At 45.0% G+C, this 18142-nt stretch carries 15 protein-coding genes; 5 read left to right on the forward strand and 10 right to left on the reverse strand.

The genetic code is table 11. The annotated features are described in order from the left end of the window. Position 1: 1 nt before the first annotated feature. The 7 genes from H8B19_RS07525 to nudE form a co-directional block, all read right to left on the reverse strand. On the reverse strand, positions 2-709 hold the full coding sequence (locus tag H8B19_RS07525) for an ABC transporter ATP-binding protein (protein ID WP_186506198.1): 708 nt from the start codon (positions 707-709) through the stop codon (positions 2-4). 15 nt (positions 710-724) lie between these two features. Further along, on the reverse strand, positions 725-1978 hold the full coding sequence (locus H8B19_RS07530) for an HlyD family secretion protein (protein WP_186506199.1): 1254 nt from the start codon (positions 1976-1978) through the stop codon (positions 725-727). A 165-nt stretch (positions 1979-2143) separates the two neighbouring features. After that, positions 2144-3415 carry a sensor histidine kinase gene (locus tag H8B19_RS07535; protein WP_186506200.1) on the reverse strand — a complete coding sequence of 424 codons (1272 nt, stop codon included), beginning with the start codon at positions 3413-3415 and terminating at the stop codon, positions 2144-2146. Then, positions 3393-4760 carry a sigma-54-dependent transcriptional regulator gene (locus tag H8B19_RS07540; protein WP_186506201.1) on the reverse strand — a complete coding sequence of 456 codons (1368 nt, stop codon included), beginning with the start codon at positions 4758-4760 and terminating at the stop codon, positions 3393-3395. Before H8B19_RS07540 ends, H8B19_RS07535 begins: the two co-directional genes overlap by 23 nt. A gap of 150 nt (positions 4761-4910) precedes the next feature. Next, a complete protein-coding gene (locus H8B19_RS07545) occupies positions 4911-5477 on the reverse strand; it encodes a YceI family protein (RefSeq protein ID WP_186506202.1) in 567 nt (188 codons plus the stop codon). A gap of 6 nt (positions 5478-5483) precedes the next feature. Next, a complete protein-coding gene (gene cysQ / locus H8B19_RS07550; RefSeq protein WP_186506203.1) occupies positions 5484-6308 on the reverse strand; it encodes a 3'(2'),5'-bisphosphate nucleotidase CysQ in 825 nt (274 codons plus the stop codon). After that, positions 6308-6871 carry an ADP compounds hydrolase NudE gene (gene nudE, locus H8B19_RS07555; protein WP_186506204.1) on the reverse strand — a complete coding sequence of 188 codons (564 nt, stop codon included), beginning with the start codon at positions 6869-6871 and terminating at the stop codon, positions 6308-6310. Before nudE ends, cysQ begins: the two co-directional genes overlap by 1 nt. Before the next feature lie 61 nt (positions 6872-6932). Here nudE and yrfG point away from each other — a divergent pair, with 61 nt between their 5' ends. Continuing rightward, positions 6933-7610 (forward strand): GMP/IMP nucleotidase, encoded by a 678-nt coding sequence (gene yrfG, locus H8B19_RS07560; RefSeq protein ID WP_186506205.1) that lies wholly within the window; start codon positions 6933-6935, stop codon positions 7608-7610. A gap of 277 nt (positions 7611-7887) precedes the next feature. On the opposite strand, the gene H8B19_RS07565 is transcribed toward yrfG, so the two are convergent. Further along, positions 7888-8493 carry a thioredoxin family protein gene (locus H8B19_RS07565; RefSeq protein WP_186506206.1) on the reverse strand — a complete coding sequence of 202 codons (606 nt, stop codon included), beginning with the start codon at positions 8491-8493 and terminating at the stop codon, positions 7888-7890. A 119-nt stretch (positions 8494-8612) separates the two neighbouring features. Between H8B19_RS07565 and H8B19_RS07570 the strand changes: the two genes are divergently transcribed. Then, positions 8613-10439 (forward strand): DUF885 domain-containing protein, encoded by a 1827-nt coding sequence (locus H8B19_RS07570; RefSeq protein ID WP_338401510.1) that lies wholly within the window; start codon positions 8613-8615, stop codon positions 10437-10439. Between the two features lie 314 nt (positions 10440-10753). After that, the gene (locus H8B19_RS07575; protein ID WP_186506207.1) at positions 10754-11170 is read left to right on the forward strand and encodes a hypothetical protein; all 417 of its coding nucleotides are present in this window, start codon (positions 10754-10756) and stop codon (positions 11168-11170) included. Between the two features lie 89 nt (positions 11171-11259). On the opposite strand, the gene fadA is transcribed toward H8B19_RS07575, so the two are convergent. Both fadA and fadB read right to left on the reverse strand, forming a co-directional pair. After that, positions 11260-12420, reverse strand: coding sequence for an acetyl-CoA C-acyltransferase FadA (gene fadA / locus H8B19_RS07580; RefSeq protein ID WP_186506407.1), 1161 nt, complete (start codon positions 12418-12420; stop codon positions 11260-11262). Positions 12421-12444: 24 nt separating this feature from the next. After that, positions 12445-14589, reverse strand: a complete 2145-nt coding sequence (fadB, locus tag H8B19_RS07585; protein ID WP_186506208.1) for a fatty acid oxidation complex subunit alpha FadB — start codon at positions 14587-14589, stop codon at positions 12445-12447. 249 nt (positions 14590-14838) lie between these two features. Between fadB and H8B19_RS07590 the strand changes: the two genes are divergently transcribed. Further along, positions 14839-16761, forward strand: coding sequence for a lytic transglycosylase domain-containing protein (locus H8B19_RS07590; protein WP_186506209.1), 1923 nt, complete (start codon positions 14839-14841; stop codon positions 16759-16761). Positions 16762-16823: 62 nt separating this feature from the next. After that, entirely contained in the window at positions 16824-18140 is a 1317-nt protein-coding gene (gene pepQ / locus H8B19_RS07595; protein ID WP_186506210.1) for a Xaa-Pro dipeptidase, read from the forward strand. The last annotated feature ends 2 nt before the right edge of the window (positions 18141-18142 follow it).

The raw sequence follows: 18142 nt of genomic DNA on the forward strand, positions 1-18142 counted from the left end.
GTTAGCCTGCCAGGGTGGTCACTTGAGGTGTGGTAAGTAACTCCCCATCCAGCAGCTGAATTTTACGCTGCGCCATATCGGCATAACGTGGATCGTGCGTTACCATGCAAATGGTGGTGCCTTGTTGGTTAAGCTCATCCAGCAACTGCATCACTTTGTCACCACTGGCAGAATCCAGATTACCGGTAGGCTCATCCACCAGTAAAATTGCTGGTTCGGCAATCAGTGCGCGCGCAATGGCCACCCGTTGTTGTTGTCCACCCGAAAGTTGCGCCGGTTTATGATTAGCACGATGCGACAAGCCCACTTTTTCCAAACAGCCTTTAGCACGTTTGATAATCTCTGCCATTGCAGGTGGCTTAGCCTGATACGTTAAAGGCAGCGCCACATTATCCAGCACACTTAATTCATCGATGAGGTTAAATGACTGAAAGATAAAGCCAATTTTAAGATTACGCACTTCCGCAGCCTGATTAGCATTTAATGTAGTCACATCCTGTCCCAGCAATTTATAACTGCCGGATGACGCCACATCCAATAAGCCCAGTATCGATAACAAGGTTGATTTTCCGCAACCTGACGGGCCGGATATGGATACATATTCACCTTGCGCAATACTAAAACTGATGTTTTGTAATGCGTGAGTTTCCAGCTCCTCAGTTTCGAAAATCTTACTAAGTTGTTGTAATTCAATCACCCAATTTGTCATGTGTTTGTCCTTACATTAATCAATATGAATTTGAGACTGTGAATAGTTGCTCAAATCCGAAATCACATACTGCTCACCCACTGCTGCAGGCGATAACACTTCAATAAAGCGGCCAGCGATACGGCCAAATTTCATTTCTACTTTTTGCGCTTCGTTGCTATCAGCCAGCAACCGATAAAGCTGTTTAATTTGATTGGCTCTGGTGTTGGCCGGCAATGCCAGATAATTCACTTGGGTTAAATGGCCGGTATTAATCAGTGCATCCACTTGTTGTTGCGGTCTGGCACTGACTGGCAACTTTTCAGGTAACGCCACTTCCACTTCCACATTGTTATTTTCAACAATCGGATCAATGCGGCTCACTGTGCCCTTAATTTGCTCATCACGAATACTCACGGTAACGGATTGACCAAGCTCAACATCACTCATCGAGGTTTGCGGCACATTCACTAGCGCGACCAAATCGGTCACACTGCCAATCAAGGCGATTTGCTCGCCGGTACTCAGGCGCTGCCCCACTTCCACATCCAATTTTTGCAATACGCCGTTAAAACCGGCACGCACGGTTAACGCCTGTTGGCGTGCCAGCTGAATATCCAGTTGTCCCTGATGCTGTTTGATTTTTTCCTGCTGAATTTTCAGTGCTTCCTGATGCACTTTACTGAGCTGGTCAAAACGCGCCTGTAAAATAGCCAGCCGTTGTTTGAGTTGCTGCTCCTGAATATCGGTTTGCTGATAGGTCAGCGCGGAAATAATGCCAGCTTGCAGGAGTTTGTTTTCGGCCTGTTTTTTTAATTCAGCTGATTGATGTTGTGCACGAATGTCTTCGAGGCGCGCATTTTCATCCAGCCTTTCGCGCTGCTGGGTTAGCGCTAATTGGCGCAGGTTGGCTTGTTCAAGCGCCAGTTGCTGGCGGGCATTATTAACCTGCTGATCCAACTCAGGGTTTTGCAGTTTCACTATGATGCTATCTTCGCTTACCACCGCGCCGGGTTTGCGCACAATTTCACTTACTGTAGCGTCACTTTGTGCCGTTAACAGCTGCATTTTGTTGGGTTTAAGCACACCATAACCGTTAACTGTTACATCCAGATCACCGTGCTGAACAGTGGCCAAAATAATGTGCTGACGATTGACCGACACCGCGTTAAAACTGGCTTTAACCTGATTAATTAATAACAACACCAACAATGTTGCCGCTAATAAAATCAGCGGCAATCGGTATTTGTTTAACCAGCTAAGTTGTTTTTTGGTTTTAACCTTGTCCATCGGGCTGTGGTTTTCCAGTCAGTAAAATTGATAACTGAATAACCAACAGCGAATTGCGTGCCAATTTAAATAATCATTATTTATCAAATAGTTAAATATAATCATCCGAAAAATACGCGAGATTTAGTCCGATATCGGACTAAATAATTTCGAAAACGGACAATCTTATTCGGCGACAGGCAGGGTTAAGGTGGCGACAGCACCTTGTTGTGAATGATTTTGTAATGTGAGTGTGCCCCCATGCGCTTCAGCAATTTGGCGACATAAGTTAAGGCCAATACCCTGACCGTCACGTTTGGTGGAATACAAAGGTACAAACAGGTTTTCCGGGTTTGCAATGCCCTGCCCGTTATCCATTAGCGATAATACTTGCTGTTTGCCCTGTAACTCAGCTTTGATGATTACCTTGTTGGCACCGGCTTCTGCGGCATTTTTTATCAGGTTAATCAGCAACTGCTCCACCAGCATTTTATCTGCGTACAGCTGCTCTGGCTGAATGTCGAAATCAAAACTCAAACCAGGTTGCACCAGTTTGATATCCTGCAGCATTGGCATCAAGGCAAAGGATTGCGGGTTAATTTTGAGCTCATCCGACATAGCAGCAAACCGCGATACAAACTGCTGCAAATGCTCACAGCGGTTTTGAATTAAATTTAGCGCCGCTAAATCACGCTCGGCTTGCGTTTTGTCAGCTAAACGCTCGGCCATTGACGCCACTGGCGCTAACGAATTCCTGATTTCGTGTGACATCACTTTAATTAACTGCCGCCACGCACTTATCTGGTTTGCGCGTAACGCCGCACGGATATCAATAAATATCAGCAACTGATGGGCATTACCGTCGTTAATAAATTCACTGGAGCTAATTTGCCAGTGACGGTTTTTGTCGGCATCACTAAATTGCCAGTTGGGTGATTGCTGTAAACCGAGCGCTTCGGCGGTGGCAAATCGCTGAATTTGCCAGTGCTGACCATACAACTGATAAAACGCCTCATTAGCATGTACCAGTTGTTGTTTTTGATTAAACACTAAGATTGGAGTTTGCAGCTGTGAAATGAGCTGATAAATCAAAAAGATATGCTGGTCATAACGGGATTTTTGTTGATGTAATTGCTGGCTTAGCTGATTAAGCTGCTGCACGATATCGGCATTAATTCCCGCTTTGAATGAGACCTTGGTCAGCTGGTTATAATCCTGCTCTTTAATCGCATCCAGATGTAAACCAATACGCAGATAGCCTTGCAAAACTCGATGGCTTATCCTGCTACTAAGCAATAACCCCAACAAAAACAATGCACAGAAAACAGCAATGGCCAGCCACAATATGTGACTGTTTTGCCAGATAAGCGCAGCGGACAGAACCGCAATAATGGCCGAAAAACACCCCAGCCAGTTACGGCAGTAGTGTTCGAGGCTATTCGCCGCTAGCAAGCTCATACTTTTCCAGACGTCGATATAAAGATGATTTGGTAATACCGAGCAAATGCGCCGCTTTTGCCACCTGATTGGCGCTTTGTTGCATTGCCATTTTAATTAACTGCCGTTCAGCCTGCTCCAGCGTCATCATTGGCAACCCATTACTTTTGGCGGCATTGCCAAGATGCAGCAAGTCACTGCCAATTTGCTGCCCGGTGCACAACAACACCGCACGCTCCATGACATGCCGCAATTCACGAATATTACCCGGCCAGCTGTATTGCATTAACGCGGCATTGGCTGAGGGTGAAAGTTGTTGTGAATCACGGTGATATTTATGACTAAACTCAGCCAGAAAATACCCGGCCAGCGGTACGATGTCGGCCGCACGCTCAGCAAGTGTCGGCAAGCGGAATTCCATGGTGTTTAAGCGATAATACAAATCTTCGCGAAATTGCTGATTAGCAATCAGCTCAGAAAAATCGCTATTGGTGGCACTAATAATGCGTACATTCGCTTGCTGAGTCACACTCGATCCCAGCACTTCGTATTCACCCGATTCCAGTACCCGCAGTAATTTCGCTTGCTGGCTTAATGGAATATTAGCGATCTCATCTAAAAACAAGGTGCCTTTTTCTGCCAGTTCAAACCGGCCAATACGTGCTTGTTTGGCATCGGTAAAGGCACCTTTTACATGACCAAACATTTCACTTTCAAACAGATTTTCGCTAATGGCGCCCATGTTCACTTGCACTAACGGCGCATCGCGACGACTTGAGCGCTGATGCAAATAACGAGCGAATTCACTTTTACCTGTGCCGTTTTCGCCAGTGAGTAAAATATTAGCGTCAGTGGCGGCGACCGTGTCCAGCTGAGTTAACAACTGCTGCATCACCGGCGATTGCCATTGATACTGACTTAAAGGTGTTGGTTGTAATTGCTGTGCCAGTTTTTGATTCTGATGAGATAAATCACTTAAGGCCAACTGCTGTTTAACAATCTGCAATAAACGCTTGTTATTCCACGGTTTTTCAACAAAATCCCTGGCGCCTAATTGCATCACTTTGACGATTAATTCGGTATTCGACCAGGCCGTCATGGCCACAACCGGCACTGAAATTTGCTCTTGCTGACACCAGTTTAAAAACGCCAGTCCTTCCTGACCCGAGGTGGTATCCAAAGCAAAATTCATATCCAGCAACATCAAATCCACTTTAGCGTGACGCACCAGTGTTTGTGCCGCCAGTGGGTGCTCTACGGTTTTAACCTGATAACCTTCATCTTCAAGAATTAACTGCAAAGACTGGCGGATGTCTTCCCTGTCATCGATCACCAAAACCACTGGTGAAGCAAGTTGTGCATGCATAGTTTTTATTAACTGTGTTTATTATTCTGAAGGCAGTTATATCGCATTTAGCGGGCAGATCAAAAACTCTGATCAATTCGCTGAATTTTCAAACATAAAAAAAACGGCCACAATTTGCATTGTGACCGTCTTAAATTGAAATAAAGTAGCTTATTTAGTGAAAGTTACGCTGAAACTTACAGGCACAGCTAAAGTGATGCTGTCTAAACCCGCTAATGACTGTAATTTAGCCACACCATCGGTTAAGCCATATTGCGCTGCGCTAATCACCACAGGTGTTTCGGTAGTTACCTGAATCGCATCCTCTTTTAATCCGGTAACCACTACCTGAATGTCCAGATTTTGGGTTACACCATGCAAATCCAGTTTGGCATCCAACGTAACATGTTTGCTTTCACCGGCGGCCAGCTTTAACAGGTCAGGTCTGACATTGGCTGTTACGGTAGCCTCAGGAAAGGCGTCAATCATAAACAAAAACGTCTGCATACGCTGATTACGAATATCGATATTGGTTTCTACCGAAGACAGATCCAGACGAATCAACGCCATGCCATCATCAGATAAATTACCCGATAAGGTTTTAATCTGGTGAACTTCAGTGATTTGCGCTTTTTTAGTCGAAAGAAAATGCAAAGAGGATTGAGCCGGATCCAGATTCCAGTCGGCCATCGCAGAGGAACACACACATAACGCGCTAAATAATGTTAATAATCTCATAAGTCCTTACTCGTAATATTGAATGATATCGGTCCAGTTTACCTGCTGGTCACCCAGCACTATAAAATTGGGATTAGTTAAAATATTGCGTTGATTATAGGTCAGCGGATTAAAGTCCACCGCCACTATATTGCCACCGGCTTCACTGACAATACATTGCGCAGCGCCAGTGTCCCACTCTCCTGTGACACCTAAACGCATAAAAATATCCGCTTTGCCTTCGGCAATAAAACACGCCTTTAACGAACAACTACCCAGTGGCAAGGTATTAAATACCCGTTTGTCGGTTAAACGTGACAATACCCGCTCACGCGACTGTCGGCGACTAATGGCAATGGTCACCACATCAGTTGACGGATCATCAAATTTACGCACATGGATAGGCCCCGTTTCTCCCGGGCTTTGTTTAAATGCACCACCATTTTTACTGGCGTAATACAAAGCATCACCCGCTGGCCAGTAAATTACGCCAATTGCCGGTTGATTGTCTTCTATCAAAGCGATATTCACGGCGAAGTCGCCACTGCGTGCGACGAACTCCTGAGTGCCATCAATAGGATCAATTAACCAGTATTGTTGCCACTTTTTGCGTTCACTTAAGGGGGCATTGGTTTGCTCTTCCGACATAATCGGGATGGCAGGGGTATGTTTGGATAAATAAGCTTTAATAATGTCGTGGGCTTTGTAGTCTGCAGTGGTGACAGGCGATTCATCAGCTTTTTCGTAACTTTCGTATTCACCGCTGTCGTAAATGTCCCACACGGTTTTGCCGGCTTCCAACGCGGCTTGTTTGGCGATATCGAGAAGGCGTTCTCGTTCTTCGTCTGGCATTATTTACTCCTTAACCAGCGCTCAACAAGTAATAGAGCTGCTACGCTGCGTGCTTCGGTAAAATCAGGTTGCGATAATAATAAGTCTAGTTGTTCAACCGGCCAGCTGACAACTTCCAGCGGTTCAGGCTCATCGCCTTCGAGCTGTTGAGGGAATAAATCCTGCGCGATAAAAATGTGCATGGATGAATTAAAAAAAGTGGGGGCCATTTGCACCTTGTGTAAAAAGGTCAGGTTATCAGAGGCATAACCGACTTCTTCCTGTAATTCCCGATTGGCTGCATGCTCGGGAGTTTCACCAGGGTCTATCAAACCTTTGGGAAAACCGAGTTCATAAGAATGGGTACCTGCCGCATATTCACGTACCAGCAAAATATGATTGTCATCGGCAAATGGCACCATCATCACGGCACCACGACCGCTGCCGGCCATACGTTCATATTGGCGGGTAGCACCGTTAGTGAATTCGAGATCGAGACTCTCGATACGGAAAATTTTAGAACGGGCAACTTCAGCACGCTGATGAATGATAGGAAGTGTTTTGTTACCGCTTGTTTTACTCATTACCCTGACACGTTAGAATGGCTTTGCCGCTTAACTATAACTTTTCTAAATTCAAAAGCCTATGCTCAGTTGGAACCAAATTGATACCGTTTTACTTGATATGGATGGCACCTTGCTCGATTTGCATTTTGACAACCATTTCTGGATGGAAGTGATACCGCAAAAATATGCCGAGTTAAACAAGCTAAGTTTGCAACAAGCACGTGCGGAACTGGACATCGAATTTGCGAAAGTTGCCGGAACGCTTGATTGGTATTGTCTGGATTACTGGCAACAATTGCTAAAGCTCGACATCGTCTCAGCTAAGCGAGAAATTCTGCATTTAATAAGCTTACGCGACGATACTATTCCGTTTTTACAAGCTTTACATGAATCAGGACGCGAAGTGGTTTTGCTTACCAATGCCCATCCGGATAGTTTGTCTTTAAAGGTAGAGCGCACTCAGCTCGATCAGCATATTAATCATATGATCAGCACCCATGAATTTGGTGTTAGCAAAGAATCGCAGTCTTTATGGCAACAGGTTCAACAGCGGCTTAACTTTGATGCTAACCGCACTCTGTTTGTGGATGACAGCCTGCCGATTTTAAAAGCCGCACAGCAATTTGGTATTGGCCATTTGCTGGCAGTCAGTAATCCTGATAGCCAGCAACCGGTACGAGAGATTACCGATTTTACTGCAATTCAGGATTACCGTTATTTGGTGCAGGATATTCTGGCGAATCCGGTTAACCGCTAGCGCGCCTTTAACAAGAGCGTCTTGATCTTTGCGGTATGAATTTTGTTCTAACTAAACACTTTTTAATCGCGACGCTTATTTGCAGGCCTAATGGATTAAGTCAAAAATAAGCAACAATGAGTAAAATGTGTTTAGGACGAACCCTTCGGGCAACGTTTGCGCAGCATTTCTACGGCTTCAGCACTCATTTATGTAGAACAACTACACCACATTCGTGCTTCATGGTTTAAATACTGCGCAACTCGTTGCAAAAATATACAGCAAAGATCAACACGCTCTAACTGAAATACGCAGGTTCGTTACCCGGTTTCCATTTAATGTTGCAGCCCATGGAGGCCTTTTGTATTTCTGGCTGTGATTGACCATTAAGTAACGCATCCATGGCGGCGATTAAATCCGCGCCTGTAGCCTGGTTTTTTGATGAATCATAATTACCTGAAGAAATCCGGTGCGGGCGCGAATCATCAAACTGACCGCGATAGACCAGCTGTTGGTTCTCATCAAACAGATATAAATCTGGCGTACAAGCAGCAGAATAAGCATGTGCCACTTGCTGAGTATCATCCAGCAAATAATCAAAGCTGTAACCACGCTGTTGTTTTTCTAACTGCATATTTTGCATGTTATCTGCCGGATACTGCTCGATATCGTTACTATTAATTGCCACAAATGCGATACCTTGTTGTTGGTACTGTTTGGCCACCTCAGCAAATTTATCGGCAATATGAATAACATAAGGGCAATGGTTACAGATAAAAGCGACGACTAACCCCTTAGCACCGACAAATTGTTGCAAACTCACCCTTGTACCTTCGGTTGAAACTAAACTAAATTCCGGTGCTTTAGTGCCGAGTTGCAGCATAGTAGACGCTGTCATTGCCATAATTTTTTCCTCACTAATCGAATATACGACTTATGCTATCACTGATGCTGCCACCTCTGCCAAGATGGTTTAGTATGTAAAAAAATCGCAAAAAATAACAAACAACAAGGAAACCCTACGTGAAAACGATCAAACTTACGCTGCTTGCTGCAGCCAGTATTGCGCTGTTTAGTTGTTCGCCCGCTCAGCAAAAGCCAGAAACCAGCGCACAAAAAGTCCAGTACACACCAGAACAGATTGCCGCAGAAAGTGCCAAAGCCAACGCCTTTTTTGACCGTATTTTTGATGAAAACATCGAGCGTTCACCTGAATATCAGGCCTACATGGGCATTCAAAAAAATAATGATAAGTGGGATGACATCACTGATGAATTCGCCCAGCAAGGCCGGGACATCAAGCAAAAAGAGCTCGCGGCATTAAAAAGCGACATTAATTACGCTGCGCTGAATGAACAAACCAGGTTAAGTTACGACCTGATGCAGGAGCAGCTCACCCGTGAAATCGCCGATTTCAGCTGGCGCTTCCATAATTATCCGGTCAATCAAATGTTTGGGCTGCAATCCAACATACCATCCTTTTTGATCAACGTTCACCCCATTCATGGTGAATCAGATGCCATGGCCTACACCGCACGCTTAGTTAAAGTCGAAGCCTTGCTCGATCAATTGATCAGTAATTTAAAAACGCGCCAGGATATGGGCATAGTCCCCCCCAAATTTGTTTTTGATCATGTGATCCGCGATGCACAAAACATTAGTAGTGACAGCACCATCATTGATGATTTTGTGCGTAAGGTAGAAGCACTGGATGATGTTGAAGATGACAAAAAACAGCAGTTAATTCACGACGCCAAGCAAGCGATCGAACAGCACCTTGTGCCAGGTTACAACAAGTTAATTGCTTATTTGACCGGGTTAAAGCAACAAGCCACCACTGACGATGGTGTGTGGAAATTCCCTAACGGTGACGCCTTTTACGCAAACCGCATTAAATATTACACCTCAACCGACTTAACGCCTGAACAGGTTCACCAGATTGGTCTGGATGAAGTTGCCCGCATCCATGATGAAATGCGCGGCATTATGCAACAGGTTGGATTTGATGGCAGCCTGCAGGACTTTTTCACCTATATGCGTGAAGATGAGCAATTTTACCTGCCTAACACCGATGCGGGTCGCGAACAATATTTAACTCAGGCCAAAGAACTGGTTGATGTGATCAAAAGTCGACTGGACGAATTATTTATCACCAAGCCCAAAGCCGACATGATTGTGAAACGCGTTGAACCTTTCCGCGAAAAATCAGCTGGTAAGGCCTTTTATAACCAACCAGCGCCGGATGGTTCTCGCCCGGGTACTTATTATGCGAACTTATACAATATGGCGGAAATGCCAACCTATCAGATGAAAGCACTGGCTTATCACGAAGGTATTCCCGGGCACCATATGCAAATTGCCATTGCACAGGAACTAACCGGTATTCCCAAATTCCGTAAATTTGGTCATTACAGTGCCTATATAGAGGGCTGGGGCTTATATAGTGAATTTACCCCTAAAGAAATGGGCTTATACGATGATCCCTATGATGACTTTGGTCGTTTAGCGATGGAGCTATGGCGCGCCTGCCGTTTAGTGGTTGATACCGGCATTCATTACAAACACTGGACTCGTGAACAGGGTCTTGATTATTACGTGCAGAATACACCCAACCCTGAAGGCGACGCTGTAAAAATGGTAGAACGCCATATCGTTATGCCAGGCCAGGCTACCGCCTACAAAATTGGTATGCTGAAAATTCTGGAGCTGCGCAAAAAAGCCAAACAGGCACTGGGTGATCAATTTGATATCCGTGAATATCATGATCAGGTACTAAAAAATGGCGCATTGCCATTAAATGTACTGGAAGCCCAGATCGATAAATGGATCACCACTAAAAAACCAGCCTGATTTATCCCGTGAAAAAGCCGCCAAACGGCGGCTTTTTATGCTCCACCAATCAACTTGATACCTGCGCCCTCAAAAAATCCCCGGATACCTCTGATATAAAAATGTCACTTTTGTAATTTATTATCAATAAATCATGTATTTTTGTAGTTAAATTACAATTTAATTGTAAATAAACTATTAAAAAGCGGTTAAATCCAACAAAATTAGCAAATTTATGTAATTTAATTACAGTTTTTGGTTGTTTTTTAAACCAGTCGATCTATAATTCACTCAACTTAACAAACACCCACAGTCATTTTGTTTTAGAGGCCAATATGAAAACTTCACTAATCGCACTATCCGCTCTGCTAGTTTCTGTAAACAGCGTGGCAACTGAAAATAACTATTCATTCATAGCAACTGATAACAGCGAATATAGCAACATGTGTGTTATTGCAGCAGAACAAGGTTTGGATGCGGCTAAAAAGCATTCTGCAAATTTCGACCACAGCACTTTATGTAATGGTGTAAGCATCGCTAAGTTTGCCAAGAAATACAGTGCCAAAACCCAGCAACCAGCGCGTTTTGCAGCAGTAAAAATTGTTGCAGCAGATAGCAATGTTGAGTCTCAGCTATGCGCACAAGCAGCTAAAAGTGGTATTGCATCTTTAGGTTTAGCGCAATGGAAAATCCGTGACATTTACTGCAACGGTCAATCTATTTCTCGTTTTGCGAAAAGCTACGCAAAATAATTAATCGCAAAGGCGGCTCGTTCCCTCCGCCGGAGCAATAAAAAAACAGCGACAAATTGTCGCTGTTTTTTTATGTATGATGAACTTGTTTAAACACGTTCAAAAATAGTAGCAATCCCTTGCCCCAGCCCAATACACATAGTCGCCAGACCAAGAGTTTTGTCCTGAGATTCCATTAAATTGATCAAGGTTGTAGAAATACGGGCACCTGAGCATCCCAACGGATGACCTAATGCAATCGCGCCACCATTTAAGTTAACTTTTTCATCGTAACTGTCCATCCAACCCAGTACTTTGATACAGGATAATGCCTGAGCGGCGAAAGCTTCGTTAAACTCGGCAATCTCAATATCATCCATACTCAGACCTGCCATTTTCAAGGCTTTTTGGGTAGCCGGAACAGGACCATAACCCATAATGGCAGCATCACAACCAGCCACCCCCATCGAACGGATTTTAGCACGCGGGGTTAAACCAAGTGCTTTAGCTTTTTCGGCTGACATCAGCAACATACCGGATGCACCATCAGAAATGGCCGAGGCGGTTCCTGCGGTTACCGTTCCATTTACCGGATCGAACACCGGACGTAATCCGGATAAACTTTCCGCGGTACAATCGGGGCGAATCACTTCATCTTCTTCAACCAGAGTCAACACGCCATCCTGATCATGCCCTAAAATCGGTGCAATCTCTTTCCAGCGTCCATCTAATGTGGCCTGATGCGCACGCTGGTGAGAACGTGCCGCAAACGCATCCTGCATTTCACGTGTGATACCATTTTGACGACCCAGTAACTCTGCCGTCATGCCCATACTACCAGAGGCTTTGGCGGTGTACTTTGCTAATCCCGGATGAAAATCCAGATTATAATCCATCGGCACGTGACCCATATGTTCCACGCCACCTATCATATAAATATCACCCTGCCCGGTCATAATGCCACGCGCTGCATCATGCAGCGCTTGCATCGATGAACCACATAAGCGGTTTACCGTTACGGCAGCGACTGAACGTGGAATGTCAGTTAGCAATTGAGCATTACGTGCAACGTTAAACCCTTGTTCCCGGGTTTGCTGCACACAACCCCAGATAATATCTTCAATTTCAGCTGGATTTACCGACGGGTTACGCGCTAATAAGCTGCTCATCAGGTGAGCGGATAAATCTTCCGCACGCACGTGACGGAAAACGCCACCTTTAGATCGCCCCATAGGGGTACGAATACAATCAACTACAACTACGTCTTTCATATTACTCATTTCCGTTACTCCCTATTATTGACCCAGATACGTTTCGCCATTTTTGGCTTTTTCGCGCAATCCATCAGTAACCTGATAGAGCGAGCCTAAATGGGCAAAGCTGTCGGCAAGTTCAACAAACTTAGCCAAACCTAAGGTATCCATATAACGGAAAATACCGCCTCTGAATGGCGGGAATCCCAGACCATACAACAAGGCCATATCGGCTTCCGCGGCACTGGCAACAATGCCTTCTTCCAGACAGCGCACAGCTTCGTTTGCCATGGGGATCATCAGGCGGGCAATAATGGTTTCTGCATCAAAATCTGCGGAAGTGTTTTCGATGAGTGCATAGGCTTCTGGTGCCGCATCTTTTTGTGGGCGGCCACGTTTGTCGGTTGAGTAGTTGTAGAAACCACCACCATTTTTCTGACCTAAACGATTGGCCTGATACAGCAAAGCCACCGGATCTTTGTCGATTTTCTGCATACGCTCGGGGAAACCATCCGCCATCACACCGGCAGCATGATCAGCTGTATCCAAACCAACCACATCCAGCAAATAGGCTGGGCCCATTGGCCAGCCAAATTGTTTTTCCATCACTTTATCGACGGCAGTGAAATCTGCCCCATCCAATACTAACTGGCTAAAGCCAGCAAAGTACGGGAACAATACACGGTTAACTAAAAAGCCCGGGCAATCATTTACCACGATAGGGGTTTTACCCATTTTCAGACTGTAAGCTACGACAGCGGCAATGGTATCATCCGAGGTTTTTTCACCACGAATAATTTCCACCAGCGGCATGCGATGCACCGGATTAAAGAAATGCATACCACAGAAACGCTGTGGTTTTTTCAGGCTTTCAGCCAGTAAGTCGATAGAGATCGTTGAGGTGTTAGAACAAATAATCGCATCGTCAGCGACATGCTGTTCCACTTCAGCCAGAACCGATTGTTTCACTTTTGGATTTTCAACAACCGCTTCTACCACAATGGCGGCTTGTTCAATGGCACTGTATTCCAGCGTTGGCACTATGCTGGTTAAGGTAGACGCCATTTTGGCAGGCGACACTTTACCGCGTGCCATGCCTTTTTGCAGAATGCCAGATGCTTCTTTTAACCCTAAATCGAGTGCCGCCTGATTAATATCTTTCATCACAGTTGGCGTGCCTTTCACCGCAGACTGATAAGCAATACCACCGCCCATGATGCCAGCACCTAACACCGCAGCCTGATTAATTGCTTTAGAGGCGGTTTTAGCCTGTTTCTTACCTTTGCTCTTAACCAGTTGATCTGCCATGAAAATACCGATTTGCGCTTTGGCAGCATCGGTTTTGGCTAACACAACAAAGTTTTTATTTTCCAACGCCAGTGCACCGGCACGATCCATGGTCGAAGCCTGTGCAATGGTATCCACCATTAAATGCGGTGCGGGGTAATGTTTACCGGCTTTGGCCGCGACCATAGCTTTGGCAGTCGCAAAACACATGGCAGATTCATTTTTATTTAGCTTAAGCGGCGCTTGCTTTTGAGCGCGGCGTGCCTGCCAGTTAATTTTACCGGCAATAGCATCTTTAACCATGCTAAGTGCTGCATCGATTAGTTTTTCCGATGACACCACAGCATCAACAGCACCAACCGCCAGGGCAGCTTGTCCATCGTGATTATTGCCAAGGCTCATCCACTCCATGGCATTATCTGCACCAATAAGACGTGGTAAACGAACCGTGCCACCAAAGCCAGGCATTAAGCCTAATTTCACTTCAGGCAAACCAATTTGTGCATTAGGCCCGGCAACCCGTAAATCACAGGCAAGGGTTAATTCACAACCGCCGCCTAAGGCAAAACCATCAATCGCTACAACGGTTGGGAAAGGCAAGTCTTCAACCTGGTCAAATGCATGAGAGGTTTTGGCTATCCAGGCAACGATTTCATCATCCGGTAGCGCAAATAATTCACCAAATTCTGTGATGTCTGCACCAACAATAAATACCGGTTTGGTGGAACGTACAATCGCACCTTTGATTTCACTGTTAGCAGATAATTGTTCACACATCTGCGACATTTCACTGACCGTCTGACGGTCAAACTTATTTACCGAACCATCTGCATCAAACAGTATTTCGGCAATACCGTCTTCAAGTAGGGTGGCAGATAGTTTTTGGCCTTGGTATAGCATTATTATCTCCGAGGACATTTATGTAGGATGTTCAATTCTTGATGATAGACAGGTAAATTTCAACAAAATTCAAACAATTGTTTGGAATAGGTGTTTGAATTTTTAAATTACATTTACATGCTCGCTATTTAAGCAAGCAAATGCTTAGCTTTACTCAGGTTGTGTTGACATACAATGCAAATCAATTAAGGTTGAGATCCTATTTTGGCAGGGGCAACAGATCATTTTCAGGGCAACGTGGTGAATCAAATGTGCTTTAGAGTCGTTTTATGCATAGCTTTATGGATTCTCTCACAGGCAAGTTATGCAGATACACTGTCACAACAACGTGAATGGTTTGAACGGGCTGAATTAATCGCAGCGTCTCCCGGCAGCAGTGAATATAAAATGCTGGTAAAGAAACTGGCTGATTATCCCCTGCTTCCCTATGTCGAACAAAAAACCCTGATAAATTACCCCTATCTATCCAATCAAAAGCGTATTGCACGTTTTTTGGATAAATATGAAGACACCCCTTTGGATGCACCATTACGCAAAAAATGGCTCACCTACTTAAAAAACAAAAATCAAAAAGCGCTGTTTTTGCACTTTTACCGGGATTTAGGTGATACCGCCCTGCGCTGCACAGAGCTCAAATATCGCTTAGAAGATCAAAAGCAATCCAAACAAATACTCGATGAAATTGATGATTTATGGTTAACCGGTCAATCGTTGCCTTCAGCCTGCGACCCGGTTTTAGCGGTGTGGCGTAAAGCCGGACGTTTAACTCATGAGGCAGTGTGGCAGCGTATGATACTGGCGGGTGATGGTGGTAATCACACCTTACTGCCGTACCTTAAAAAGCTACTGCCGAAAAAAGAGCAGTATCTGGGAGATTTATGGTTAAAGGTGCGTCGTTCACCCAGTTATGTTAGCCGCCCTTCTATGTTTCCAGGAACTTTCCCGAAAAAAGAGGCGGAAATTCTTAGTTACGGATTAGGCAGGCTGATCTGGCACGACAGAGATTTAGCTTTGGCAAGCTGGCAAAAACTGGCTGATAAGTTTGCGTTTAGTGACGAACAAAAACAGCATATTACCGAAAAGTTTGCTATCAGCTTAGCCTTAGCCAATCACGAAAAAGCCGGTGAATGGTTAGAGCTTGCCGACAAACATTTTAATAATGAAGAAATCCTGCGCTGGCATTTAGCCTATTTGTTACGCCAGAAAAACTGGCAACGTGTACTGGATATTATCAATGCTGCACCGACAAAACTGATCAGCGATTACAGCTACCACTACTGGCAAGGTCGCGGACTGGAAGAGCTGGATGCCAGTGAGCAAGCACACCAAAAATTCTTTGAACTGGCGAACAAACGTCACTACTACGGCTTTTTGGCCAGTGGTAAATTGCGCTCGAAACCGTCGCTATCAGATGCACCGCTGATGTACGATGCACAGCAGTTATCACAGGTTGCCAATAAAACCGCGGCAGTGCGAGCACGTGAATTTCTGGCACTAAAACGTACCGTTGATGCAAGACGTGAATGGATATATCTGCAATCAACATTAAGTCACGAGCAAAACTTGATGGCAGCCGTGATTGCCGATAGTTGGGGCTGGCATGATCAGGCGATATTTACTTTCTCACGCGTAGGTTATTTAGATGATGTGAAACGCCGCTTCCCACTGGCCTTTAAGGATCAAATGGTTACCACCGCGGAAGATCACAATGTTGACCCGGCCTGGGCATTTGCCATTGCCCGTCGCGAGAGTTCCTTTATGTCTGATGCAAACTCCTCAGTGGGTGCGCGTGGATTAATGCAGTTAATGCCGGGCACTGCGCGTTATCTGGCGAAAAAGAAAATCAGTTCTTCCACCTTATTTGATCCTGATACCAATGTGTCTTATGGCACACAGTATATGCGTTATCTGATGGATAAACTGGGTAATAACCAGGTGCTGGCAACTGCTGCCTATAACGCCGGATGGCGACGCGTGAAAGACTGGTTACCGGAAGATCAAAGCATACCCGCCGATGTATGGGTGGAAACCATCCCTTATAAAGAAACCCGCAACTATGTAAAAGCCGTCATGGCTTACAAACAAATATACCTGCGTTTACTCGGTGATGATCGGAATTTATTTACTGATCTCGCTAAAATGCAGATTTCCCCCCGCCAATCGACTTTGTAGCGGTAAGCGCCTGTGGTAGGGTAGCGCCGTTAAAAATCACATTAATATTAAGAGGATGCAACATGTCAGACTATGTGCATTTATATGCTCAGCATTTACAGGAACTGCAAAAACGAACCCGCGAAGCATTGGAACGTGAGGGTATCGACGGATTGGTGATTCACTCAGGACAAGCCAAACGTAAGTTTCTGGATGACATGGATTATGCTTTTAGTGTAAATCCTCAGTTTAAAGCCTGGGTACCGATCATTGATAACCCTAATTGCTGGTTGATTGTAAATGGTGTTGATAAACCTAAACTGATTTTTTATCGCCCTAAAGATTTCTGGCATAAGGTACCACCCGAACCTAACGCTTTCTGGACGCAGTACTTTGATATCACCTTATTAACCAATGCGCGCGCAGTAGAAAAACATTTGCCTTTTGACAAAGCCAAATACGCTTATATTGGCGAATATCTGGAAGTAGCACAGGCGTTGGGTTTTGAGCTGGTTAATCCTGACAGAGTGATGCATTACCTGCATTACCACCGAACCTTTAAAACTGACTATGAACTGGCCTGTATGCGCGAAGCCAATAAGATAGCTGCTGCCGGACATATCGCGGCCAAGTCAGCTTTCGAGCAGGGTTTAAGTGAGTTTGATATTCATCTGGCATACTGCTGTGCCACTCGTCTGGGTGATAACGAGTTACCCTATGGCTCTATTGTCGCACTCAACGAAAACAGTGCAATATTGCACTACACCGCACTGGAAAAAGAAGCTCCGTCACAATCCCGCACCTTTTTAATTGATGCAGGTGCGCACTTCCATGGCTACGCGGCGGATATTACCCGTACCTACACCACTCAGCAGGGTCAATTCGCTGATTTAATTTCTGCGGTGGATAAAATCACCCTGGACCTTATCGATATGATTAAACCGGGTGTGGACTATGTGGATATTCACTTAGCTACGCACCAAAAAATCGCTGAATTGTTGCAATACTCAGGCATAGTCAATTTACACGCGGCGGATATTCTGGAAAAAGGCATTACGTCGACTTTCTTCCCGCATGGTGTTGGACACCATCTGGGTCTGCAAGTGCATGATATGGGTGGCTTGATTGATGACGATCGTGGAACACCTAAACCAGCACCGGATGCCCATCCGTTTTTACGTAACACCCGTAAAATTGACGCCAGACATGTCTTAACCATCGAGCCAGGTTTTTATATTATTGATAGCTTACTGGCCGATTTAAAAGCCACGCCGGATTCCAAGTATATTAACTGGGATAGTATTGACGCTCTGCGTCCATTTGGCGGTATTCGTATTGAAGATGACGTTATTGTGCATGCGGATCGTAATGAGAATATGACCCGTAATCTTGGCATCTAATT

The sequence above is a fragment of the Neptunicella marina genome (assembly GCF_014270035.1).
GTDB classification, from domain to species: domain Bacteria; phylum Pseudomonadota; class Gammaproteobacteria; order Enterobacterales; family Alteromonadaceae; genus Neptunicella; species Neptunicella marina.